Raw genomic sequence first — 25,753 nt, forward strand, 5'->3', positions numbered from 1 at the left:
CGCTGCTGACCGTTTGGTGATTTCCCTTGCGTAATCACGCATCAGCATTTTCGGGGTGTCGGGGACAAATAGAAAATGCTTTTTATCATAAAGCCAGATGCAGGACGGTCTATTGGAACAGGGCTTGTTTTATATTCTCACGACCTTAAATGCTTCCTTGTATCTGGCGGCTACATAGGCAGAAAACTCCTGCCTAAAATCCAGATAGGAGGTTTATAAAGAATATGGAAAGAACAATCAGGCGTGGCGACATCTACTACGCAGAGCTTAATCCCGTTGTCGGTTCAGAACAGGGCGGCACACGACCCGTACTTATCATTTCCAATAATATAGGAAACAGGCACAGCCCGACAGTCATCATTGCTGCCATTACGAGCCGAGTGCAGACAAAAGCGAAACTGCCGACACATACCGCCGTGAAAGATTACAAAGGGCTTGATAAGGACTCCATTATCCTGCTTGAGCAGATAAGGACGATTGACAAACAGCGGTTAAAACAGCATATGGGGACAATTCCCACGGACATAATGGCAAGGATTGACAAGGCTCTTGCCATTAGCTTATCCATGAAGCAACAGAAAGCGGGGTGTGGCGATGGGGCAGAATAGGGAGCAGGATTTTGTACATTACAGCATCCAATTCGCATGTTTGCAGAAGCTGAAGAAAAGAAGTTTAATTACGGTAGATGAATACGAAGCCATCAAGAAGCGGCTTATGAGAGATTACAATGTCGTTACGAACCTTGCGGCTTGACATTCATCAATAAATATTTTGGAGGTAAATCATATGAGCGATGTGCAGGTAATCAAAGCGAACCGTAGTGAAAACCGTATCCGTGGCAGAAAGGTCGAAGTGTTAAGGGTAGCCGCCTATTGCCGTGTCAGCACGGACAGTGAAGACCAGCTCAACAGCTATAAGTCACAGGTCACATATTACACGGATTTGATTAAGAAGAAACACGAATGGACACTGGCGGACATATACGCTGACGAAGCCATAACAGGCACACAGGTAGCGAAGCGAGAGGATTTCCAGAGAATGATTAACGACTGTATGAATGGGGATATTGATATGGTGATTACAAAATCCATTTCAAGATTTGCCAGAAACACACTGGACACTCTGAAATATGTCCGTATGCTGAAAGAGAAAGGCATTGCCGTTTTCTTTGAAGATGAAAACATCAATACCTTAACGATGGACGGCGAGCTGCTGTTGGTGGTACTCAGCTCCGTTGCACAGCAGGAAGTGGAGAATATATCTTCCAATGTCAAAAAGGGATTGAAAATGAAGATGCAGAGGGGCGAGCTTGTAGGGTTTCAAGGCTGTCTGGGATATGACTACCATAAGGATACAAAAAGCATATCCGTAAATGAAAAGGAGGCTGAAATTGTGAGGTATATTTTCAATCGTTATATTGAGGGCGCAGGCTGCACGGTCATCGGGAACGAACTGGAAAACTTAGGATACAAGACAAAGTACGGCAGTTCAAAATGGGTACAGTCCACAGTCATCGGAATTATCAAAAATGAGAAATACAAAGGCGACCTGCTTTTGGGAAAGACATTCACGGTTGACCCGATTTCAAAAAGGCGGCTGGAAAACTTTGGGGAAGAAGATAAGTTTTATATCCGTGACCATCACGAACCGATAATCAGTGAGGAAATTTTTGAGGAAGCACAGAAGATACTGGCGAAGCGGAACACAAACCGCAACGTGCATCAAGAGGGGCAGAAAAGGAACAAGTTCAGCAGGAAATATGCGTTTAGCTGCATGATAAAGTGCGGATTTTGCGGCGGTACTCTGACACGGCGGAACTGGCACAGCAGCTCCGCATACACTAAGACAATCTGGCAGTGCGTCACCGCCACAAAAAACGGGAAAAGGCATTGCCCGCATTGTAAGGGAATCCCCGAAGAAGTGATTGAAAAAGCCTTTGTAAAGAGCTACCAGCTTTTATGCACAGACCAGCAGGAGGTTGTCGATGAGTTCCTGCAAAAAGTTGAGGGAATCCTTAATGATGATACTTCTTTGAAGCGTCTGCCTAAGATTGAAAAGGAAATGGCTGACCTGCATAGGCGAAAGGAAAAGCTGCTTGATTTAAGGCTTGATAATAATATCGACAGGGACATTTACGAAAAGAAAAACCAAGAGCTGTCCGAGCAGTTGAAGAAGCTCCAAGAGGAACAGGAGCGGTTGATGGAATTGGGCAGGAATCAGGATAACACCAGAACACGGTTAAGGGAGTTCAGAAAAGTGTTAGGTTCTGGGGAGATACTGGAGAGCTTCGACAGGGTGGTTTTTGAAAGCGTGGTTGAAAAAATAGTCATCGGAGGTTATAATGATGAGGGAGTGGAGGAGCCTTTGAAGATAACCTTTGTGTATAAAACTGGTATCCACTCCAATTTTAATGGAAAGGATTTTAAGCCAAAGCGTAAAAACGCTGCGGCTGTACATAATGACGCAGAATTGTGTTCCTATACGAGTGACGAGGCTGAAAAATTGTGTTTACATAGTAGCTCCGACACATGTGGAGTGCGTCGTATTGATGTCAAGGGTGAACCCTAACAAGTAAATAATGTGTAGTAAACAAAGAACTTTCTCAAGGGCTATTGTTAAAAGGTGCATGAAGTCATTGTGGAAGTCCTTTTTTGATGCTTGAAAATAGTTAAGTGTAAATTGGTCTACTCAGCAGGGTTGACACTAGGGAATGGATAGCAAGAAGTTGAACCCTAGAGGGGTTCAATTTCTAAATATATAGAGGGCGAAATATTTTATTTCTCCGTTGATAAAAATGTTTTCTCCATGTATAATATAAAATAGAGTTTGACTACACGTCTTAATCGGAGGAAATAGATGGAAGTAAGTTACAATAAATTATGGAAATTAATGATTGATAAAGGAATGCCAAATAAGAGTGATTTGAGAAAAGTCACGGGAATTGGGACAAATACACTTGCAAAGTTAAGCAAAAATCAAGTTGTTAGCATGGAAGTGCTAATGAAAATATGTTCAAGCTTAGACTGCGATATTTCTGATGTTTGCGAGTTTAAACAAGAAAAATTAACGGAGGATAACAAATAAATGAATGCAATAGATTTATTCGCAGGATGCGGTGGATTATCGAAAGGATTTATGGATGCGGGATTTGATATCATTGTCGGTGTTGATAATGATCAGGATGCGCTAAACACATTCGCGCTTAACCATAATGGTGCAAAGCCGTTGAATGCAGATTTATCCAAGCAGGAAACGTTTGACGAGATAAAGAAAATAGCCGGAGATAGAACAATAGATGTGATTATCGCTGGACCACCTTGCCAGGGATTTTCATTAACAGGCCCTCGTAATTTTGATGATGAGAGAAATAAACTATATCTGGCAGTAATTGAAATGGTAAAACAGTATAAACCTAAAGCTTTTATCATTGAAAATGTTCCAGGAATGGCAACTTTATATAAGGGCCAAATCAAAGAAGAAATTCTTAAGAGATTCCGAGATATGGGGTACAACATTGATTGTAAAATTTTAAAAGCCTGTGATTATGGTGTGCCACAGATGAGGAAACGTCTTATTTTCATGGGAATAAGAAAAGACTTAGGGGAACCTTGTTTTCCTGAAGCGCAGTTTGGTCCGGGAACAGATCGACCTTATCGTACTTGCCGCGATGCAATATCAGATTTGCCTACGAGAAATACTGAATTAGGAACGAATGAAGATGTTTATTCACAGGATGCAGCGACAGAGTATCAGAAAATGATGAGAAAGAACTGTATGGTTCTTTCAAACCATGTCGCTACAAATCATAAAGATTTCGTGAAAGAAACTATTGCATTAGTTCCAGAAGGGGGAAATTATAAAGATTTGCCTGTAGGAGTTGGAGAGAGTAGAACTTTTCATATGGCATGGACAAGATTAGGCGGTAACGCACCTGCACGAACGGTAGATACAGGACATAGAAATCTTTTTCATTATGAGTTGAATCGTGTTCCTACTGTGAGAGAAAATGCAAGAATTCAATCGTTCCCAGATGACTTTGTGTTTACAGGAACAAGAACAAAGCAAGATAGACAGGTTGGAAATGCGGTTCCACCTTTATTGGGCGAAGCATTAGGAAAAGCTATACTTGGAATTATAGGAGAGAAGAATAATGACTAAGATTAAAGCAATCGACTTATTTGCCGGGTGTGGTGGTCTTATGGATGGCTTTGAACAATCTGGACATTACGATACTGTTGCAGCAGTTGAGTGGGAAAAGGTGCCATGTCAAAATCTTGAAAATAGATTAAGAACAAAATGGAAGTATTCGGATGCGAGTCAGAGAGTTCTTAGATTTGATATACAGAGAACAGATGTATTATTTAAGGGGTGGACTGATGATCCAGATTATGGCTCATCGGTAGGATTAGATAAACTTATAGAATCTGCAGATGGAATAGATGTAATTATTGGTGGTCCTCCTTGTCAAGCATACTCGATAGCTGGTCGAGTGCGAGATGAAAATGGAATGAAGAATGATTACAGAAATTATCTGTTTGAAAGTTATATAAAAGTGCTAGAAAGATACAGACCCAAAGCGTTCTTGTTTGAAAATGTTCCAGGAATACTTAGCGCAAAACCAGGAGATAGACCAATAATTGATATTATACAAGAGAGTTTTGAAACTGCGGGATATCATATAATGAAGGATCTCAGTAAAGCGATTATAGATTTTACGGAATATGGAGTTCCACAGAATCGTAAGAGAGTGATTATTTTTGGAGTGCGAAAAGATATATTTCAAGACAAAAGTGAAGAAATTGTTCAATCATTTTATTTTTCGGCATTGCCAAAGTATAAATCTCCTCGAAAAGTAACTGTAAAGGAAGCTATTGGGGATTTGCCTAAATTATTTCCTCAGACAGAAGATATGAAATATAACGGGGCAAGAACAAGACATTCTTTACCAGATCCTATGGTCGCAAATCATGTGGCTAGATGGCAGAGTGATAGAGATGTTGGTATTTTTAAACTTTTGACAGAAGATATTGAATCTGGAAGAAATGAATATACCTCCATTTCTGCATTAAAGGAATTATATACAAAGATGACAGGAAAGAGCTCAAATGTTCATAAGTATCATGTCATCAAGTGGGATGAACCGAGTAACTTAATTCCTGCACATTTATACAAAGATGGATTAAGACATATTCATCCAGATTCATCTCAGTGTAGAACTCTCACAGTTAGAGAGGCAGCAAGATTACAAACTTTTGCTGATGATTACATTTTCGAGGGAAGCAACATGGAGCTATATAAAATGATAGGAAATGCGGTTCCATCTTTAGCGGCAAAATGTTGTGCAAACGCAGTCTATGATATTCTCACAGAGAATAGTAACTAGGAGGTAATGTATAGTGGCATATACTACAAATCAAGCCATAGAAACCTTGAATGGTTATCTGGGCATAAATAATGGTGAAAAAGAAATAATTGAGAATACAAAGAATAGAGGCTTTGTATTCTCATTGCCAAATGGAGAAAAAGCAGTAATCTTTGTTTATCCTTTGGTTCACAAGCAAGATAATACGAAAAATTATTTTGATACAAGGGATAGTGGTGCCTACGAACGAGGCGTTACATGGAATTATGCAATTGATAATAACTTAAAATACTTCTGTATAGGGGTAAATGATACTGTTGATAAATATGACGGATATGCTTTCAGTTTAGAGTGTAATGAGTCTGATATTGAAAAAATTTCAGGGACTATTAATGGATCAAGAAATGGTCCGGGAAATCAGATTATTATTCCAAATGATTATGCACCATCAAAACAAGTAGAGCGTATCGTAAATAAATTAGGGATATATATAACGGCAGTTCATAAAGATAATTTGATCGACTATCTTACTTTTTATGATAATCGCCCATATATGGAAAATGCTGTTTTAGCAAATTTAGATGAATTAGTCGATGATACTTATGTGGAAAGAGAAGATCCTTTTAAGACTGGCTATGAATCTTCGTTTTCAAGAAACAGAATTCTTTTTGGAGCACCGGGAACAGGTAAGAGTTTTAGTATCAACAGAGACCGTATAGAGTTATTAGGTGAGGGTAACGAGGATGACTATGAACGTGTAACTTTCCATCCAGATTATTCATATGCTAACTTTGTAGGAACGTATAAGCCTGTAATGGTTGATGATTCTGCAGAGACTATTTCCTTAGCAACAGAAAAAGAAGTGCTAGCTGTTTTAACTGATGAATCAAAGTCTGCCCAAGAAAAATACGATCTGCTTTATGACAGATTCAAGGGGGATGGACTAACAAGACTTCCGCTTTTGCTTGGTCTGTATACAGATGAAAGTTTTAAGACAAGAAAAGCTGACGGTTCAGATGCAGCTGGTGATAATAGCGTAGAACGTAATCATGGAAAGGCAATTAGATCATATGTAAATCTTTCAAAGCCATCAAAAGGAAAGAAAGATATCTCTTATGAATATGTTCTTGGCCCATTCATGCGTATGTACATTAAGGCATTGAAGAACAGCAGGACAGATAATGTTAAACCGTTCTTGTTAATTATAGAAGAAATAAATCGTGCCAATGTAGCAGCAGTTTTCGGAGATATATTCCAGTTGCTTGATAGAGGTGATGATTTTGTCAGCGAGTATCCAATCCAGGCAACCGAAGATGTTAAAAAATATCTTGCGAGAGAACTGGGTGGGGATCCGAGTGATTATAATAAAATAAAAATTCCGGATAACATGTTTATTTGGGCAACTATGAATAGCGCAGATCAGGGCGTATTCCCAATGGATACAGCATTTAAGAGAAGATGGGATTTTACATATCTTGGAATCGATGACAACGACCAGGATCTCCAAGGCAAGTATGTATATCTTGCTGATGATAAATCCCAGAAAGTGGAGTGGAATAAGTTAAGAAAAGCTATCAATAATTTCCTTGCAAAAGAGAAGATTAACGAAGACAAACAGCTTGGACCTTATTTCATTTCAAGAAGTATTGTTGTTCCTAAAACAGGGGCTGAGATTGATAGAGACAGATTCATTAGTACTTTTAAAAATAAAGTTATTATGTATTTGTTTGAAGATGCTGCAAAACAGAAGAGAGCGAGATTGTTTGAAGGTTGCTTCCAAAATAATAGCAGATACTCAGAAATTTGCAGAGAATTTGAAGCAAAAGGTGTCGGAATCTTTAACCATGACATTCAGTTGGACTGTGAAGTGGAAGATGTAAAATCCAACGATGAGTCACAGGAATAAGGAGGTCTGTTTATGATCTCTAAATTTGTACGAGAACAGAAAAGGTATACGCAAAATGAATTGTGTCACATTTTAAAGTGCAGCGAAGAACATGCGATTCCGTTAATCAGAAAACTGAAAGAGTTCGGTGTATTAAAGGCTGTTAAGGCTTCTGATATTCAGAAAAATATGGCGGATTTGTTAGAAGAGGATATCAAGGTGGTGGATGTAGAGGCAGGAGAAAATGAATATCTCTATGTGTTCACCTTCGTTGGAGTTATTGTTGTAGCCGGACGAGTTCTGAAATGCTATCCTAAGTATCTTTTGAATGCAAAGGAACCTACGGACGAACTGCGAAAGATCATAAAGGTTTTGGAGAAATACAACTCTAAAGAACAGATTGTTCGTATGTTCAACGATAGCAGTGAAAGTGGCTCCTTTAATCTGTTGGCTGTGCTGTTATTTTTGTTACAGGATTACTTTGAAAATGGTGTATATACCAATACAGAAGATATCATTGAATGTAACGGTTCTGGTGAAATACTGTGGGATAAGACTATCAATGAAACCTTTACTTTGCTGTCAGAGAACCGTCCATATTATATAGAATTACAAACTCGTAAAAGAGTCACCAATGATTTTGATTATTTCAAGAGGCTCCATGAGTGTGTAGTAACGATGGCTTCAAAAGAACTTCAAGACGCAGAGTTACTTGACTTATTTGAAATGACAGATGTTGATCTTACTGACGAAGAGTTGGATGATTTCGGAGATAAAGAATATATCTTATATCGAATTGAAAACGAACTTAATACTCAGTTCAACACAAGAAAGCAGTTGGTTTTGAAGACAATGTATGCTTATATCGATAGAAGAGGAAGTCTCTACGATACAGAGTGCTTGTCATTATTTGGGACAAATAGTTTCAACCTTGTATGGGAAAAAATCTGTGCAGACATTATGGATAATCAGTTAGATGTTCCTCTTGGCATTTTAAAACTGCCTGTGCCTTTGAAAGAAGGTTATGACAGAAGACGGAAGCTGATCGAATTAATCGAGAAACCATTGTGGACGATTACAGGAAAGTGTGCGAAAGATACATTGATACCAGATTTGGTTTCCATTTGTAAGGTTAATGGTCAGCATCAATTCATCATATTTGATGCGAAATATTATAATGCTCATTTGGAAAAAGGAATTGTTCCAACAGGGCAGCCCGGCATAGAATCTGTTACTAAACAGTATCTATATCAATTGTCATATCAGAAGTTTATAGAAGAGCACAATTTCTCAGCTGTAAAGAACTGTTTTCTGCTTCCAACAGAAAATAACGAGATAGAAGATAAGGGTGAGGCTCGAATGGAGATGCTTTCTAATTTGGGACTTCAAGATATAAAAACACGGTTGATTCCTGCAACAATGGCATATGATTTGTACCTTTCAGGAAGAAAAATGGATATGGAAATTTTGAAATTGTAATGATTTAATAGGAGGTCGCAAAAATGAAGCAGATATGCTTGGGAACAATGATAACCCTAATATATCAAAGCCGCACACGTAGTGCAGATACAATTAAATCCGTGTGTAGTGGTATTTTTGCGGCCTATGGGTTGGATATTAACACATACAATAATGGATTGCCTAGCCACTTGAAGAGTGGACATGACCCTGTTCCTATCGAATTGATATCCGCAGCTAGAATTGCAAATATTGATTGTGTTGCAAAAGGCATTGAAGATAATTTAATTCCTTTGATTCATCAAGATAAACATGATCAATTATTTCTTGCAATCAAGGAAGTGCTACGTGAGGATAAAAGCATTGTTGGTACAACTGTAGTTGGGGTTACACCTGGATTTGAGAAAGATAGCATTCTAAATCAGAATTCACTGTACGAGGCGATGACACTTGCAAATATTATAACCTACGCCATCACTCAAACCGAAAATGATAAGTGCAAAGCGGCTATTCACGAAATTGGCAAAGACTATGTAGATAGTTTTGCAAATTCTAAAGATAAAGTGTTTTTCCTACTTCCACAGGTAGATAATGATCAAGTATCACCTTTAAAAAGAACGTTGAAAGACCCGATGTTTGATAGGTTATTCCTTAAGGCAACAGATATGACTATATCTGCACTTGCGAATCCAACCAAAGCATCTGTTTTTTACCTTGATCCAAGTAATTGTAAATTTCGATTCAGTGGTCTGAAAGATTTTATTATAAATAATATTGGAAGTTACGTATTCTCAAGAGCTCAAATAAAAAGGATTTATGATAGAACAAAGAATCAGGCTGCGATAGGTTCACAGGCAATGCTAAAGTTTATAACTACATATGGAGCAAATGCAGAATCGGTTCTTGGAGAAATATTACTTTATATTTTTATGGAGCAAGAACTGGATGCTCCGAAAATTATGAGTAAGATTGAGATTAATGAATCAAATCGTAATTCTGTTAGCAAGAGCGATGGTGTGCATTTACTGTCCATTAATAAAGCCGGGCAATCTTTCCATCAGCTTGTGTTTGGAGCATCAGATATAGTTGGTGACTTACAGATTGCTATAGATCGTGCATTCGATAAAATCATAGCTGTAGAAAATAACCATGATTCAGAACTTCTAATGGTTGATAACACGACACAGTGGACTATATATGATGGGGGTGCGGACAAAAAACTGGACTTCCACGGACTCCGAAAGGAGCTGGATCACTATGTATTCTCAGGACAAAATCAACATCGCATTACAGGTTTATCACCAGTGCGGTTCTGTAACTAACACCATACGCGTGCTGGGATATCCAACCAGAAGGGCACTCTATACATGGATTGAAAACGAGGGTATCCAAAAGACGCCGCGAAAGGCATTGGATAACACTAATACCGCAACGCACCCACGTAACCCTCCCGTCGAAGTCAAAATGGATGCGATCCACCGTTGCTTTGAGCTTGGAGAAAGTATAAAATATGTGTCAGAGGAGATTGGCTACAGCCGGGCAAGCATCTATGCCTGGCGGAAAAAATATCTCCAGGGAGGCACGGTCGCACTGATGAACGACAAAAACATAAAACCTGGTACCCTTGTGGAAGGCACGCAGGATTCCCCTGATGCTGAAATGCGGCATCTGCTTGCCCGAATGGATGACATGCAGATGGAAATAGACATATTAAAGGAAACCATCAATGTATTAAAAAAAGACCCCGGCATCAACACAGAAACCCTCAAAAACAGGGAGAAGGCAGCGATTGTTGATGCCTTGAAAGGGAAATATCCGCTGCCATTGCTGCTAAAACAGCTTAAACTGCCAAAAAGCAGTTATTATTATCAGGAGACTGTCTTCAAAAAACAGGACAAGTATTCCAGCATACGTAAAAGGATCTCCGCCCTTTTCCATGAAAACAACGGGCGTTATGGGTATCGCAGGATACACGCCCTGCTCAGCCGCGAGGGAACCGTCATCTCCGAGAAAGTTGTGCGCAGGATCATGGCGGAAGATGGGCTTGCGGTCAGAGTCAAGAGCAGGCGGAAATATAGCTCTTATCAAGGGGAGATCTCGCCTTCTGTGCCAAATGTGGTAAACAGGGACTTCCATGCGGAAAAACCGAATGAGAAATGGCTTACCGACATCACAGAATTCGCCATCCCTGCCGGAAAGGTCTATCTTTCCCCGATTGTGGATTGTTTTGATGGGATGCTGCCATACTGGACGGTCAGCACGACACCGGATGCTGCCCTGGTGAATGACATGCTGGATGGCGCAATCTCACAGTCAGGGGTGGCGGAGCATCCCGTCGTCCATTCTGACAGGGGATCACTACCGCTGGTCTGGCTGGATAAGCCGCATGGAGAAAGCCGGATTGGAGCGTTCCATGTCAAAAAAGGGATGCTCCCCTGACAATTCCGCCTGCGAAGGGCTGTTTGGCCGTCTGAAAAACGAGATGTTTTACAACCGGGACTGGACAGGAGTAAGCATCCAGGAATTCATTGACATACTGAATGAATATCTGGCATGGTATAACGAAAAGCGGATAAAAATATCCCTTGGAAACATGAGCCCGTTGGAGTACAGGAGGAGCCTTGGTCTGGCTGCTTAGCCAGTTCAAGAAAATGTCCGCACCCCCGAATGAGTATTACAAAATGGATAGTAAAGGCGAAAAAGAGTTTGCACAGAAGCTTGAGAATAACCAGAATGTATTGTTGTTTACAAAGTTGAAAAAGGGCGGTTTTATCATTGATACACCTTATGGAAATTATTCTCCTGACTGGGCGATTGTATGCAGGAAAGATAGTTTGCACAGTCCGGAATTGGGGATTTACTTTATTGTTGAAACGAAAGCAGATAAGCAGGATGTCAACTTACAGGAAGTAGAGAGGAACAAGATTTGGTGCGGTAAACTGCATTTTCAGGCAGTATCTGAACAGGTAAGATTTGACTGGGTAAATGGTTACGAAGATTTTCGACAGAAATTTGGAGTTGCGGAGAGTGAATAAGTAAATGAGGAGTAGGTATGTTTTCGTCAACCAATGAATTTGATATTAATAGAAATGGTGTGAGTTCAAATCAGGATTTTATCTCTTTAATAGATTTACTTACGCAAATCAGAGATTTTCTTAGCGAATTAGGATATTTGACTTTTGGCAGAGATATGTCTGTTTTTAGGCAAACAGGGGCGGTAAATGGCAATATGATTCTTGATTCTGCAACAAGGACTATGGAGAGTATTCGCTTCTGCTGTATGAATGCCAATTTTGCTGATGCATATTCTCTGCTGCGTAAATATCGGGATGATTTATTTTATTATGTGTATCTTTTTACAGTGGCTGACAATAGTGATTTTACACAGTATGTTGATGTACAGCAATTAAATGAAGATGAAAAGAATATTTGGGATTGGGTACATAACCAGCAAAATGATTTGCATATAGGTTCCGTTTTAAAGTGTATTGCTTCACATCCATCCGCAAGAAAGGCAGTAAAGGATTTTCAATTAAAGGATTCGTTTGATAAGCTTGCAGATAAGCTAAATAATTATGTGCATTCCAATGGTTATCGGTTTTATAATGAATCATACAACCGATTGGATGAAAAAAACAAAATAAAAGAGGAGTGCAAGGAGTTTGGTGAAGCAGCGATTTTTATTACAATTTCATTTTTGTTCTTGGTAGTGTTAATAAAACCATTGCTTATAATGTCATCTGACTATACAGATTATCTGGATGTCGGAGATACGCCGCCAGACGGTTCACAGTATTGGGTTGCACCGTTTGTATCAGATTTTTTAAGTACTCATAAAAATGTGTTAGATGATAGATGTGATAGTTATCTAAGAGAAAAAACAGGAATGCAGATTTAGTGGAGGTATATTATGGCAGATATTAAATATGATATCTTGGAAGAACTCGGAGTGCTTTCCGAGAGTGCTAAGGGATGGAAAAAAGAATTGAATCTCATTTCGTGGAATGGAGGAGCTTCCAAATACGATATTAGAGATTGGGCGCCTCAACATGAAAAGATGGGAAAAGGAATCACTTTGAGTAAAGATGAAATAAAGGAACTATATAAAATTCTAGGTAAGATTTTAGAAGAATAGAATTGGATGGTGATTTTATTGAGAAGGGCAGAAGGCAGGGAAACATTTTATAGACTGTTAGAATGGGATAAAGGACAAGCGGCATCGGAAAGGCTGGCAGCATTGATTTTAGAGCAGGAGGGGTTTCGTGATATTGATCCTTCACATCCCTTGGGTGGAAAAGACGGTGGCAAGGATATGCTATGCGAATTTAATGGCTTTAAGTGGATTGGAGCTGTATATTTTCCAAGAGGGCAGCAAAATTTTAGTGCAATAAAGAAGAAATACAGACACGATTTGGAAGGTGCTTATAGAAACGGAGCAAAAGGAATTGCTTTTATAACGAATCAGGAATTATCACTGATGGAAAGAAAAACATTAGAAGAAACAGATGAAACGTAAGCGCCAAATAATAATGCGGTCAGATATAAAATTACCCCAGCCCTTTGCGAGTTGGAGTAATTCACTATAATTCACATGCGATTTTTGATTGGAGTTTTTCACTCCAGGGTGCAAGCTCTGCGAGCTGATTATCGGCCATCTCTTTCGTTGGCCGATGGTCCAACAGAAATTTCAGATATCCGTAAACATTCAGGTCATGCGCCTTTGCCATCTCAACCATTGTATAAACTACAGCACTGGCATTGGCTCCTTCTACAGAATCACTGAACAGCCAGTTTTTGCGGCCGACTGCAAACGGACGCATCGCGTTCTCGCTGAGATTGTTTGTGAAGCTGCAGCGGCCATCCTCCAGATAAGTCTGTGCTGTTTCCCGCCGGTTAAGGACATAATTCACTGCTTTATCCATGCGGGTATTCCGGACTGGCTTTTGCTGCTCAAGCCATGACCAGAAAGCCTCCAGAACAGGTTTTTCCTTCTCGAGACGCAGCTGCTTACGCTTTTCATAATCACCGGGATATTTTTTGTGAATGGAATCCTCTATGGCAAACAGGCGGTTACAGTACTGGACTCCCTGTACTGCCGGCTGGCTGTAATCATACGGTTTCCCTTTGGGAACGGCGTCGATAAAGTACCGGCGGATATGTGCCCGGCAGGAACACCGCTTGATATCCGGCAGGCTGTTGTAGCCCTGATAACCATCCGTTTCCAGATACCCATGATAACCTTCCAGGAACTCTTTTGCATGGCTGCCACTCCTGGTTGGAGAATAGCCATATAAAATAATGGCAGGAAGACCGTCTTCGCCGCTGCGGAACAACCACATAAAAGATTGTGTCTGTGCCCGGCGTTCTTCTTCCTTCAGTACCTGGACCCGGGTCTCATCTGCCATTGCGAAGCTGCGCTTCAGCAGTTCCCGGTGGAAGTAATCATACATTGGCTGGAAGTAATTCCTGGAGCAATAGATGATCCAGTTGGCAAGTGTCGTCCTGCTGATCCGGGCACCATACTGTTTCCAGTCTTTCTCCTGACGGTACAGGGGAAGTCCATTGGCGTACTTCTGATACATCGTCCATGCAACGGTGGATGCGGTCGCCGGTCCTTTTCCTACCAGAGCCTGTGGAACTTGGGACTTTACAATCACAGGTTTTTCCGTGTCTCCCAGTCCTTCCTTACAGGACGGGCATCCATAACTCTGACTGTAGTATTCGATCACTTTGCATGTGGCCGGGATGAATTCCAGCTCACGGCGGACATACGCTTCGCCGATCAGCACCATCTGCGTACCGCAGACCGGGCAGACCTGATCTTCTTCCGGAAGAGGGATAACTGCTTTTTCAACCTTCAGCCCTTTGAAAAGCTCCTCATGGGTTGCTTTCTTCTTGCGGGCATGCTCCCGGATCACGGTATCTTCTTCCAACAGGGATAGATCCTGTTCCACTTCGGCTTCATCAAAAAGGTTCTGCTGTCCTGGAATGTCATCGGTTCTTCTTTCACTGGAGGAACCGAAAAGCTTTTTGGTAAGATAGTCCACCTGTTCCTGAAGGGCTTTTTCGTGGCTGGTTTTTTCGTCAATAACAAGACGGAGAGATCTGATCAGTTCCGTTTGCTCAGAGATCATTGTTTTCAGCCCGGTTATGGTGTCCTTCAGCTCTCGCAGCTGGATGTCTTTTGCACTGGAAGCCATCGTTCTCTCCTTGGATTTGATACCTTTATTATACCAAAAATACAGCCATTCCTAAAGGAAAACAAGTGCTGAAAAACGCTGAATTTATAAGGAAATCTGCCATTTTTCTGTGCAGGATTTTTACCGGAATCCAGATGCTTTTTTACTCTGCTTTAATTGCTTTTGGCTGGTCGATATCAATTCCTGACATCAGCCAGTCGAACTCCCGCCAGGAAAGATCTCGGACTTCCGACTGCTTCCTTGGCCATTGATAGCCGCCCCGGACAGACAGCCGTTTATAGATCAGGACAAAGCCATCCGGTTCACGGAACAGAGCTTTGATCCTGTCCCGTCTTCTTCCACAGAACAGGAAGAGCGCACTGGATGCCGGATCCATCTTAAGCTGGTCTTCGACAATGGCACAGAGCCCATCGATCGATTTGCGCATATCTGTATAGCCGCAGACAATGTAAATCTTTTCGAGGCCGGAGATATCACCTAACATGAGGTCTCCCGGACCAGGCGGAGCGTCCTGGTGAGCAGGACAGGATCCGCATCATTGCTGATGCGGATTATCACATCATTCATGGACACTTCAATCGTATGGGAATTGTCAGGGTTCGTCTGGTGCATCTGCGATGCTGTATGCTGTTCCGTAAGGTGATCCGGAACAATGGCAATGGGAACCACGTCCTGCTTTGAACGCGGGATCTCACAATGACCATAATTCGGTGCCGGAATCTGATCCGCTGCTGTTTTCCTGCAGCGGCTGACCCAGTTATAAAAAGTGCTTACAGCGATACCGTTTTCACGGCACCAGTCAGCATCTGTCATGCCGCTTTGGCGGCATTCATTGATAAGCCGGATCTGTTCCGCCATCGGAACACGGGCTTTGCGTGTAGCTGCCATAACCTATCCTCCGTAATTGTAGTGAAATAGTCTAACTGTATTTCATTTACAATGATAGAGGAATCCAGAAGATTAGAAAATCCGCAGGAATATTTGGCGCTTACATTGGAAAGATTGTTGTACAGGTTTGAAAGCAGATTTGCTGTCCGCTGGTCAGCATCTTCTGTATGGTACGGTTCTAAGATACTGACAGCTTTTAATCGTTTCTTCAAGGCATTTTTATAATCATTTTTGATAAGAAACAGTTCTGCCTTATAGTCAAGAAGCAACGCCCTGTCGCAGTAGGAATGCGTATCCTGTTTCATTATATATTCTATCCGTTCTACAAGTTTTGGCAGATAGTCCGTCACAAGATATTTTTCAAGATACGGGAACATATCCTGAAGGAACAGCAGATAATCCTCTGGTATGTCTGCTAAAATTTTTTCTGTAATACTGATAAGAGAATCAATCACATTCTGCGGTCTTTTAACTTCCAGTCCATGCACAAGGCAGATGCAATGCAGACTGTCAAGCAGTGTATGGCAGTTTGATATGGACGGCAATGTTTCCAGTGCAACAATTTCTCTTATCAGTGGGTGCAGACTGATTTTTCGGTTTTCTCTGTCATCATGGATAAAACCGTATTTGGCGAGATAATTCACATCATTTAATGAGGGCAGTTTCAGCCAGTTTCTAAAAGCATTTTTTAAAACGCCAGAGGCAGAAAGCAGGGAAAGGTTGCGCAGGATATCAAGGCAGGGATCAGACAGTTTCCCAAGCTGTAACAATTTCTTTAAATGCTCTGCCATCAGTCCGTCGGTGTAATCTCCATCCTTATATAATTCAACAGCTTCACCGGAAGAAATACTCAGTCCGCAGGTCTGTAATTCATATAGCAGTTCTTCTGCTTCCATACCGTTTGCGGATAAGGATAAAGCAGACAACACAACAGTCAGCGTATGGCTGTGTACGGTTTGTATGATTTGCTTTGTAGCCAGTGCATCTTTTTTTGCGGAAGGGCACAGACGGTAAAACAGTTCCGGCAGTTCGGTATCTGTATCCAGCTCTTTTAATTCCATAATGGGGTACTGCGTAGGACAGCATCTGGTGGTTATCAATAGCTGGAAATCATTCTGCTCAAATTCCCTGAAAAAGCTGTCATCCTTTGGAAGTACATTAAAATTATCAAGAATAATAAGGCTGTCATAGTGCAGCTTTTTCAATATCTTATAGTGTCTGTCAAAAAGCATATCTTCGGTCATTTCACTGGTATCATTGTCAAATTCCATGCCTGCAATGCTTTTCACTAAATCTCCCACATAATAGAGGTAAATGATATTTGTATATTTCTTACGGTTTTTTTCCGCAAAATATTTTGCAAATTCACTTTTCCCGATCCCTGCCACGCCGCTGATAAAAAGTGTGGGGTGTTCCTGCAAAAGTTTCCCGCATTCTTTCAGTTCATTTTTACGTCCTACAAATTCTTCCGTAATGGAGGGCAGGCGGCTGCTTTGTATGGTATCGGATAAATCGGGTGAAAATAAGCCGCTGTGTTCATGATCTGACAGAATGGCATAACGGACTGCGGCAGTAAAAAATGCCGCATTATCGGTAAGTGCAAGTATTTCATTTGCGGTTTTGTTACCAATGATATTGCGGCTGTCATTGATCAGTTCCTCTATTTGGAAACGTGCCTGTGATTCATTTATCAGGTTCGGAATGATTTTGCATCGGAAATTTTTTTCCATGACTTCAAAATTATTTTCCTCATAAATGCGCAGAATTTCCATAGGTATCGGTCTTGCTCCGGTGCACCAGCGGCTGTACATGGTGTTGTTTTCTGCATATATTTCACTGCTTGGAAGTTCATCGTTCAAGTATGCAGAAAATAAGCTGCGGACAAGCTGGTGTTGCTGATATGTTTTCTTTTTATTTTCAAGCAGTATGCTTATTATATTTGCAAAGGTAAGTCGGTTTCTCAAATTATTTTCTCCTTCAAAAAATTCTATGTCAATGTATGGTCAAGTCTCTGTCAATGTTTTTCCGTTTTCTGTATTGGTATCATAAATCCATGAAAGCGTAGCCGCTTAAAGCCATCAGGCAGACAAGGCGGTTACAAAAGAATTATATCATGCTGTGGATAAATCTTGTGTCGAATTATGAAAAAATTGGAAGAAGGTTTGGAAGCAGCAAAAGAACATTGATAAATAATCCGCCAAAACGGATTCATGAGCTGTATTTCATGCCAACAGACCTGCAAAGATACTTATGTAGAAAAGAGGAGCAGGCAGACACTTCCGAAAGGGTAGGAATATTCCGAGCAGGGGGAGCCCACAGGCAGATTTTGAAACAAAAATCGTTGCTAAAGGTCAGCAATGACAGCATGGGATACGAATGGAGGCCAAATGGGTCAACGCTTTTGCCAGAGATGTTCATTTTGTTAAATTCAATGTATCAATAAAGAAGTCGATAGTGAAAATATTAGAATGAGGAGGAGTCGGATGACAAGAGAAATGGAGTATGCAAAGTGTATAGCAGTCCTTCGCAGGATTTACCGCAAGGGGAGTATTACAGAATCAGAGTTTCGATATACAAAGGGGAAACTGAAAGACAGATTTATGATTGTGGAAAATACCGATGAAGCAGCATAAAATTTTTCGGTACATTCGTTAATATTTAAGTTTGAGGATATGATGGCAGCATACAGAGGATGTTTCAAAAAGAAAAATTCTTTGTAGCTGTCATTTCCCATATAGGACTGACAGTAATTAATATGCAGATTATTTTAAAGATTGGAGGAATTGTATGAGCGAAGTGCAGGTATTGCAAAAGACAAAAATTGTTCCGAATGGCAGGAACAGGGGCAGTACGGGAGCTTTGAGGGTTGACCGTATCAGGGTGGCGGCATACTGCCGTGTATCTACCGATGATGATGAGCAGTTGGGGAGCTTTGAATCACAGAAACTGTATTATGAACAAAAGATAGCATCGAATAAAGATTGGGTAAATGCAGGAATATTTGCGGATGAAGCGGTCACAGGAACAAAGACGGATAAGCGGAGTGGATTTCAGGATATGATTGCCCGTTGCCACAATGGCGAAATAGATATGATACTTACAAAGTCTATTTCACGGTTTGCACGCAACACGGTAGATACGCTGAATTATGTGAGAATGCTCCGCGACCGGAATATTGCCATATTTTTCGAGAAGGAAAATATCAATACACTTGATATGAACGGCGAGCTGTTATTGACTATTATGAGTTCCCTGGCACAGCAGGAGGTGGAGTCGCTTTCACAGAATGTCAAGATGGGATTGCAGATGAAAATGAAGCGCGGTGAATTAATCGGTTTCAATGGCTGTTATGGATATGATTATCATACCGAGGACAAGAGCATAACTGTCAATGAGGAAGAAGCGGAGATTGTCCGTATGATTTATGATATGTATCTGGAGGGTTATGGAACAACCACGATTGCAAAACGGCTGATGGAACTTGGAATTAAGAATAAAAAAGGAGAAGTAAGCTGGCATACGCATGGTGTTATGGGGATGATTAAAAATGAAAAGTACAAAGGGGATATTCTTCTTGGAAAGACATTTACTACCGATCTAATTTCCAAACGCAGGCTTGCAAATATGGGAGAAGAAAACCAGTATTATCTCAGAGATCATCATGAGCCGATTGTCTCAAGAGAAATCTGGGATAAGGCGGAGGAAATACGCATGAAGCGTTCCCGAAATAAAGTAGTTGAAACAACCGGAAACAGGGAACATTATACACGCCAGTATTCATTCAGCAGTATGTGCGAATGTGCCTATTGCGGACATAAACTAACACGCAGGACAAGACACAGCAGGTCTGATTATGAAAAACCGGTGTGGCAGTGTATGAATGCCACTAAGAATGGCATTGCTAACTGTCCGAACTGTAAAGTAGCCGATGAAGCAATTTTAGAGGGAGCTTTTCTGGATGCTTTTGGACTGCTGGCAGGTAATTTTGATGATGTGCTGGATGTGGTATTGTCATATGTGGCGGAATCGGCTGACAGTGATGAAAATATACGGAAGAAACAGCAGATTGATAAGGATATTTCTTCACTGGAATCAAAAAAATCGCGGATGACAGACATGCTGATCGATGGTACAATATCCAAAGAGGTGTATGAGGAAAAAATGGTAGATTTCACCAGAAAGCTTCATAAGCTGTCTGAGAGAAAAGCACTTCTTGAGGACAGCATCTGCACGCAGAAAGATATAAACAGGCGGATGTCAGAACTTCGTGACACACTTGAAAAGGAACAAGTCCTTGATGAATTTGACAGGGTAGTTTTTGAGAGTATCATCGACAGGGTAATTGTTGGAGGATATGAGGAAGACGGTACACCCGATCCTTATAAGCTGACCTTTGTGTTAAAAGGTAATCAAACAGGAACAGTGCCACATGCTAAGGAGCAGTTTAAGGAAAAGACAAAGAAGTCAAAGGAAGAAAAGAGGGTGTCATAAGATGGAGAACGGGCTGGCAGAAGTTGTTGATAAGACTGTAATTATGGAAGTGGACGCAGAATTGAGTTTGTGTTCATGTGAGAGTGACGTGGTGGGCGAAACGTGTTCATTAGGCGGTAACGGTGCATACAGAATGTGTGGTGGGAATGCAAAGGAAACATATCTGGAAATCCTTTATTTAAAACAGTTTTATAAGCATTTTGTGTTTGTGGAAGATGAAGAGGGGAAGAGGAAAAAGAGGATAGAGAAGTATTTTGAGGTTTCGGCCGTGGTTGATGTGGGGTGTGGGGATACAAAAAATAGTCATTTTAAAAATAGTTATATATTTTAGATTTGATATTTTTGTAATCTGAAATTACATTGTGTTGTTTTTGCATGAGGATGGTTTTCATATCTACATCTTAAGAGAAAAATTGTCCTATGCAAAAACTTCTTTTTATTCAGGTGAGTACTTATAATAGAGAATCGCTGTTTGAATATTAAAAGTTATTGCTATTTGGGAGGATAATATGCCATTAGAAAAAGGTGGTAGAGCGGACAAAAAAGGTAACCAATATGAAATAAATTGTATTATTTATGAGATTCTGAAAATTTTAGATGAGATAAATTATAGCGTTGTTATCGAAGCGCTTGGTGTAGATGAAATAGGAACAGATATTCTTGTAACGACTTTTGAAGGTATGAAGGAACATCAGCAGTGTAAAGCACGAAATGCCAGTAAAAAAAGTTGGGGGATTTGTGACTTAAGAGCACGAAATATATTGAGTGCATGGAAAACACAATTGAATCGAGATAATGGTAGGAGGGTTGCGTTAATTAGTCCAATGGAGTGTTCTTTTTTAGTCGATTTAAACGATCGGGCGAATAACACAAGTGGTAAAGCTGAAGATTTTTATGCGGTTCAGATTATGGAAAGCGGTAAGGAGTTTCGAGATTTTTATAAAAATTTTTGTACGGAGATGGGGTTAAACTATGAGATAGATACGGATATAATAAAAAGTATAGATTACCTAAGAAGAATTAGTTATAAGCCTATGCCGGAATATACGCTTCGAGAACTTATAAATCAAAGCATAAAGTTTTTGTTTATAAGTGAAAAAGATGTTGTATATAACGCTCTTGTTTCTTTGGTAGTTACAAAGGATATATTAGGAAAAGAAATAACGCAATCTTTGCTGTATGATTATTTTAAGAATCAGAAAATAGAGCTTCGGTTAAGAGATAATGATGATAGGATTGTTCCAAGGGTAAATGAAATTAATCAGGAATACAGAGAAACTTTTAAACCCTTGCAAGAGGGATTGATAGAGAGAAAAGAATTTAGCAGGTGTATAGAATTAATAGAAAATGAAAAATCATTTATTATTTGTGGAAACGCAGGATATGGAAAAAGTGGATGTACGGAAGCAATTTTAAATTACTGCGAAGGAAAGAGGATACCGCATATTTCTATAAAACTTGATAGGAGGATACCAAAAGGAAATTGTGAAAGGTGGGGGCAGGAGTTGGGTTTGCCAGGTTCAGCTGCCTATGCAATTCATTGTATTTCAAAGAATGAAAAGGCTGTAATTGTATTAGATCAGTTGGATGCTTTGAGGTGGACACAGGCAAATTCAAGTGAGGCAATTTCCGTATGCATGGAATTAATCAGGCAGGTAAAATACCTGAACCGTGAGAGGGAAAAGAAAATAATTATGGCGTTTGTCTGCAGAACTTATGATTTCGAAAATGATAATAGTATCAATTCCTTATTTAAGAAAGAAGAGGCAGAAGAAAGCGATTGGGTAATTGTTCATATAGAAAATTTTGATGAAGATACGGTAAAGAGAATTATTGGTGAGAGGTATGATAACTTATCCTTTAAGCTGAAATTGTTATTAAGAATACCAGGCAATATTTATATTTGGCAGCATTTAGATAAAGAAGAAACATACAGCGATTGTCTGACTACAAGTCATCTAATCGAAAAGTGGTTTCATCAGATTTGCAGAAAAAGTATTACGGAGGGATTACAGGAGAGAACTGTTATTGAAGCAACGTCTGTTATAGTGGATAAATTGGATAAAATAGGACGTTTGTATGTTCCGCAGAATATTTTAAATGTTGGGGAGGCCGGAATAGATTATCTAATATCATCGGAAATTATTGTAAAGCAGGAAAATAAAATTGGGTTTGCACATCAATCTATTTTGGACTATTTCATATCGAAAAGAATGATGGAAAGATATTTTGAGGATGAAAATATTGAAAATATCATAGGAGAGAAAAGAAAGCAAAATCCGGGAAGAAGATATCAGGTTCAGATGTTCTTACAGAATATATTGGAATACGACAGTGCAGATTTTATCAGAGCAGGAGAAGCGATGCTGTTTTCTGAGGGTATAAGATATTATGTGAAATTTGTATTTTATGAAATTTTGGGACAGATTTTAGAACCTGATGAAAATATTATTCAATTTATCATAGAGAATTGTGAAAATAAAATTTATGGAAAATATTTATGGAATAATGTTATCTACGCTAAAAAACAGTATGTTGCTATTTTGAGGAATCATGGGATATTAGATAGATGGTATCAGGATATAGACACAAAAGAAATTGTTTTTTGTTTGCTGCAAAGTTTAAGTCCGGATTTGTCCGTAGAAGATATCATGTTTATTAAAAAATATCTTTTTAAAAGTGAAGAAGATGATAAAAAATTTATCAAATGTTTTTGGCGCGGTATTACAGAAGAAAGTGAAGACATGTTTGAGTTGAGGATGTTGTTATATGAGCATTATCCTGATTTGTCTCAAGAATTTTCTATAGGTATAAAATCTATGATGGGACAATATGAGATGCGTGCCGTCAGACTTATTTCTTTTTATCTGAAAAACAAGTTTAAGAGTCAGGGGAAATACGTCTATCGTTATGAAGAAGAATTGTTTGATGCAGACCATTCTTTTTTGGTTGAAAATGGGGAATTTGTTCTTACGGAATTGCTTCCCTATATTTCTAAAACCGATTCAGCAGAAGTAAAATACAATGAATGGTCAGGAAAATATTGGAATAAAAGGGGAATAGAGAGAGCCTGCGTAGAGTTGATAAAAAAAGCGAATGTTGCTGTGATATCAAAATCACCGGAAAAGTTCTGGAAATATTATGAACTATATATGGGAAATGGATATCATGTATTTAATGAGATAATTTTGCATGGTTTAAGTTATTTGCCGGGTTATTATAGTAATCGAATTATACGTTATATTGGCAGTGATTTAGATAAGAATATTTTTGACTATACCAGTGGGGCAGAAAATGAATTAGAATTGGTGAAAAATGTTTTACGAGTTCATGGGAAACAATGCGGAAAGGAACAATTGCTTTGGTTGGAAAACGTGATTTGTAAATATGTTTCTCCAGAAGCATTCGAATGGTATCAAAGTAGAATAGAATGGAATAAGTCAAAACAAAGCGAACGTGTGTATTGGAGCTTCTGGGGTGATTTACAATATGAATTATTATCATGTTTACCAGAAGAAAGAATCAGCGGGAAAAGCAAAGATTTGTTACAGGTACTTGGCAGAAGATTCCATAAAGTTCAATCACGTTACTATCATAAAAATGGACATTGGAGAGGGGGAAGTTCCCCTGTGTCTGGAAAAAATATTGGTAAAAGACAGTGGCTTCAAATAATAACGAATAGCAAATTAAAAAATCGAAATGGGTTTAAAAATATTGTAATAAAAGGAGGAATTATTAAGAGTTATCTTGAAACGTATGCAGATGATTTCCGAGAAGCAGTAAAACAGGTACCACAGGAAATGATAGAGCTTGTTTTAGAGTATAAAGATAATGTATTGCCTGTTTTTATAGATGCTCTGTTTTCTGGCGTAGAGTTTTCAGAGCGTTTGAAAGAGGTTGGGCATGAAACAATAGAAAAAATGTTTCATACATTTCCATGCGATTTGAAGACACATAGAGCATATCAGTTTTGCGGCATTATTGAGGAAATGGATTCGGCTGTGTGGTCTGTGGAAGTGTTGAATCAGTTGAAAAGTATTGCATTAGAACATGAAAATCCTGTGTTATACAAGCCAAATATAACAAGCCCGGAAGATAAGAACATGAAAAGCTGTCAAATGTTAAGGAGCAATGCCTTAAACTGTGTGAGGGGACAAGCAGCAAGTGTAATCGGGCATTTATTGAGGAAGGATAAAAATTTATTAGTACAGTTTAGAGAAGTTATTGAAAAACTGGCATTTGATGAAAATCCTGCGGTACGTTTTGCTGTATTGTATGCTTTATGGCCTGCTTATGATATTGAACGGGAATGGGCAGAGGAAAACATCATAAAAATTTATGAAGCTGATGTACGGACTGCAGGTTTTTATGATTCTATAAATATGTTTTTTCGTTTATATCCAAAATATAAAGAGCGAATTTTAAAAATCATTGAAAAATGCTTTTATGATTCTGACAAAGAGCTTATAGAAGCAGGCGGACAGGCTGTATGTGAATTCTATATACAATACGGGAAGTTTGACCATATTATGTTTCATGATGAAACATTAAATGAGGATCAGGTAAAAGCTATATTAGATATGGCTGTTCCGTATTTAGATATTGGTGATTATCGAGAGGTGGCAAAGACAATTATTCTCAGATATACAAATTGTGATATGGATTTAGAGCTGCCGCTGGTTCGGATTTTTAACCAGGAACATATTAAGTTGGAAGATGACAGAAAATTTTTGGAAGAAATTATGGATTCAAAAGCAGGTAGAAGGATCGTGTGGTCTTTTACACGTTATCTGAAGGAAAACGCATTTTCTGTTGTCGACTATGCAGACATTATCATAAAATCATGTGAAAATATTTTGTATCTGGAATCGGAAGAATTAAGAAACCAATGGGGGACAGAGGACGAAATTTCAAAGTTAATTATTTCTTTATACGATGAAACTGCTAACTCTGAAAAAAGAGATGATAAGCAGATTGCTGAAAAATGTCTGGAGTTATGGGATATTACGTTTGAAAAACAATTGGGTTCCGTAAGAGAGATTAGCAGAAAATTAATGGAAAGATAATAGCTTGAGATTAGTAGTTGCTACATAAATATATGATAATTTCTCTTGGATATCGTGTGAAATCTTTAATCGCTACGCAATTTCAGCACCGGGCAACTGAACGTCTGAAAGAATATATGATAAAAGGCTTTGCGATGGATGATGAGCGATTAAAGAATCTGGGAGGCGGAAATTACTGGAAAGAGTTATTAGACCGTATACGGGATATTCGCTCATCAGAAAAAGTGATGTACCGGCAGGTGCCTGACCTTTACGCTACCCAGGAAAGACCTTGTCACGCTAACGCGTGAAAACTTCTTATGAAACAATGTGAAAATGCTTACGACAGGGTGTTCCGCTTCTTACTGTAAGATAGAAAACAGCGTGTTTGCTTAAAATCAAAAGCCCCGGATATTGACTTCGG

At 39.4% G+C, this 25,753-nt stretch carries 24 protein-coding genes and 1 pseudogene; 21 read left to right on the forward strand and 4 right to left on the reverse strand.

Going from position 1 to position 25,753, the window contains the following annotated elements; translation table 11 throughout:
* Positions 1-224 precede the first annotated feature (224 nt).
* The 15 genes from C805_RS08650 (at position 225) to C805_RS08710 (ending at position 13,221) form a co-directional block, all read left to right on the forward strand.
* Entirely contained in the window at positions 225-608 is a 384-nt protein-coding gene (locus C805_RS08650; RefSeq protein ID WP_016213433.1) for a type II toxin-antitoxin system PemK/MazF family toxin, read from the forward strand.
* Entirely contained in the window at positions 595-753 is a 159-nt protein-coding gene (locus C805_RS26235; RefSeq protein WP_022750877.1) for a hypothetical protein, read from the forward strand. The genes C805_RS08650 and C805_RS26235 overlap by 14 nt, the downstream gene beginning before the upstream one ends.
* Before the next feature lie 33 nt (positions 754-786).
* Positions 787-2,568, forward strand: coding sequence for a recombinase family protein (locus C805_RS08655; protein ID WP_016213434.1), 1,782 nt, complete (start codon positions 787-789; stop codon positions 2,566-2,568).
* A gap of 288 nt (positions 2,569-2,856) precedes the next feature.
* A complete protein-coding gene (locus C805_RS08660; protein ID WP_016213435.1) occupies positions 2,857-3,084 on the forward strand; it encodes a helix-turn-helix domain-containing protein in 228 nt (75 codons plus the stop codon).
* Entirely contained in the window at positions 3,085-4,158 is a 1,074-nt protein-coding gene (locus tag C805_RS08665; protein WP_016213436.1) for a DNA cytosine methyltransferase, read from the forward strand. It abuts the gene before it with no gap.
* Positions 4,151-5,383: a DNA cytosine methyltransferase gene (locus C805_RS08670; protein ID WP_016213437.1), complete on the forward strand. Its 1,233-nt coding sequence runs from the start codon at positions 4,151-4,153 to the stop codon at positions 5,381-5,383. Before C805_RS08665 ends, C805_RS08670 begins: the two co-directional genes overlap by 8 nt.
* 13 nt (positions 5,384-5,396) lie before the next feature.
* Positions 5,397-7,268 (forward strand): 5-methylcytosine-specific restriction endonuclease subunit McrB, encoded by a 1,872-nt coding sequence (locus C805_RS24995; RefSeq protein WP_016213438.1) that lies wholly within the window; start codon positions 5,397-5,399, stop codon positions 7,266-7,268.
* Positions 7,269-7,280: 12 nt separating this feature from the next.
* Positions 7,281-8,726 (forward strand): LlaJI family restriction endonuclease, encoded by a 1,446-nt coding sequence (locus C805_RS08680; protein ID WP_016213439.1) that lies wholly within the window; start codon positions 7,281-7,283, stop codon positions 8,724-8,726.
* A 23-nt stretch (positions 8,727-8,749) separates the two neighbouring features.
* Positions 8,750-10,027, forward strand: coding sequence for a HamA C-terminal domain-containing protein (locus C805_RS25000; RefSeq protein ID WP_016213440.1), 1,278 nt, complete (start codon positions 8,750-8,752; stop codon positions 10,025-10,027).
* Positions 9,963-11,144 (forward strand): IS3 family transposase, encoded by a 1,182-nt coding sequence (locus tag C805_RS08690; RefSeq protein ID WP_016213581.1) that lies wholly within the window; start codon positions 9,963-9,965, stop codon positions 11,142-11,144. Before C805_RS25000 ends, C805_RS08690 begins: the two co-directional genes overlap by 65 nt.
* On the forward strand, positions 11,119-11,343 hold the full coding sequence (locus tag C805_RS26925; RefSeq protein WP_016213442.1) for an IS3 family transposase: 225 nt from the start codon (positions 11,119-11,121) through the stop codon (positions 11,341-11,343). Before C805_RS08690 ends, C805_RS26925 begins: the two co-directional genes overlap by 26 nt.
* Positions 11,344-11,386: 43 nt before the next feature.
* On the forward strand, positions 11,387-11,740 hold the full coding sequence (locus C805_RS08695; protein ID WP_242832655.1) for a restriction endonuclease: 354 nt from the start codon (positions 11,387-11,389) through the stop codon (positions 11,738-11,740).
* Between the two features lie 17 nt (positions 11,741-11,757).
* Positions 11,758-12,603 (forward strand): hypothetical protein, encoded by an 846-nt coding sequence (locus C805_RS08700; protein WP_016213444.1) that lies wholly within the window; start codon positions 11,758-11,760, stop codon positions 12,601-12,603.
* Positions 12,604-12,615: 12 nt separating this feature from the next.
* A complete protein-coding gene (locus C805_RS08705; protein WP_016213445.1) occupies positions 12,616-12,840 on the forward strand; it encodes a YdbC family protein in 225 nt (74 codons plus the stop codon).
* Between the two features lie 6 nt (positions 12,841-12,846).
* Positions 12,847-13,221 carry a hypothetical protein gene (locus C805_RS08710; RefSeq protein ID WP_016213446.1) on the forward strand — a complete coding sequence of 125 codons (375 nt, stop codon included), beginning with the start codon at positions 12,847-12,849 and terminating at the stop codon, positions 13,219-13,221.
* Between the two features lie 64 nt (positions 13,222-13,285).
* Here C805_RS08710 and C805_RS08715 read toward each other — a convergent pair whose 3' ends face one another.
* The 4 genes from C805_RS08715 to C805_RS08730 form a co-directional block, all read right to left on the reverse strand.
* A complete protein-coding gene (locus C805_RS08715; protein WP_016213447.1) occupies positions 13,286-14,905 on the reverse strand; it encodes an IS66 family transposase in 1,620 nt (539 codons plus the stop codon).
* Between the two features lie 142 nt (positions 14,906-15,047).
* Positions 15,048-15,389, reverse strand: coding sequence for an IS66 family insertion sequence element accessory protein TnpB (tnpB, locus tag C805_RS08720; protein WP_016213448.1), 342 nt, complete (start codon positions 15,387-15,389; stop codon positions 15,048-15,050).
* Positions 15,383-15,793: an IS66 family insertion sequence element accessory protein TnpA gene (locus C805_RS08725; protein ID WP_031200797.1), complete on the reverse strand. Its 411-nt coding sequence runs from the start codon at positions 15,791-15,793 to the stop codon at positions 15,383-15,385. The genes tnpB and C805_RS08725 overlap by 7 nt, the downstream gene beginning before the upstream one ends.
* Positions 15,715-17,757 (reverse strand): hypothetical protein, encoded by a 2,043-nt coding sequence (locus C805_RS08730; protein WP_016213450.1) that lies wholly within the window; start codon positions 17,755-17,757, stop codon positions 15,715-15,717. Before C805_RS08730 ends, C805_RS08725 begins: the two co-directional genes overlap by 79 nt.
* Positions 17,758-17,924: 167 nt before the next feature.
* Here C805_RS08730 and C805_RS0104200 point away from each other — a divergent pair, with 167 nt between their 5' ends.
* The 6 genes and pseudogenes from C805_RS0104200 to rhuM all read left to right on the forward strand — a co-directional run.
* Complete coding sequence (locus tag C805_RS0104200; RefSeq protein WP_155957604.1) at positions 17,925-18,236, forward strand: hypothetical protein; 312 nt, start codon at positions 17,925-17,927, stop codon at positions 18,234-18,236.
* 40 nt (positions 18,237-18,276) lie between these two features.
* Positions 18,277-18,426, forward strand: a complete 150-nt coding sequence (locus tag C805_RS26240) for a hypothetical protein (RefSeq protein ID WP_004055080.1) — start codon at positions 18,277-18,279, stop codon at positions 18,424-18,426.
* Between the two features lie 154 nt (positions 18,427-18,580).
* Entirely contained in the window at positions 18,581-20,284 is a 1,704-nt protein-coding gene (locus C805_RS08735) for a recombinase family protein (protein WP_016213451.1), read from the forward strand.
* A gap of 1 nt (position 20,285) precedes the next feature.
* Positions 20,286-20,615: a hypothetical protein gene (locus C805_RS26630; protein ID WP_016213452.1), complete on the forward strand. Its 330-nt coding sequence runs from the start codon at positions 20,286-20,288 to the stop codon at positions 20,613-20,615.
* A 178-nt stretch (positions 20,616-20,793) separates the two neighbouring features.
* Positions 20,794-25,350 carry a hypothetical protein gene (locus C805_RS08745; RefSeq protein ID WP_016213453.1) on the forward strand — a complete coding sequence of 1,519 codons (4,557 nt, stop codon included), beginning with the start codon at positions 20,794-20,796 and terminating at the stop codon, positions 25,348-25,350.
* Positions 25,351-25,382: 32 nt separating this feature from the next.
* A pseudogene (rhuM, locus tag C805_RS08750) lies at positions 25,383-25,610 on the forward strand (RhuM family protein); the annotation flags it as partial.
* Between the last annotated feature and the right edge of the window lie 143 nt (positions 25,611-25,753).

Source organism: Eubacterium sp. 14-2 (assembly GCF_000403845.2).
Classification (GTDB): Bacteria; Bacillota; Clostridia; order Lachnospirales; family Lachnospiraceae; genus Petralouisia.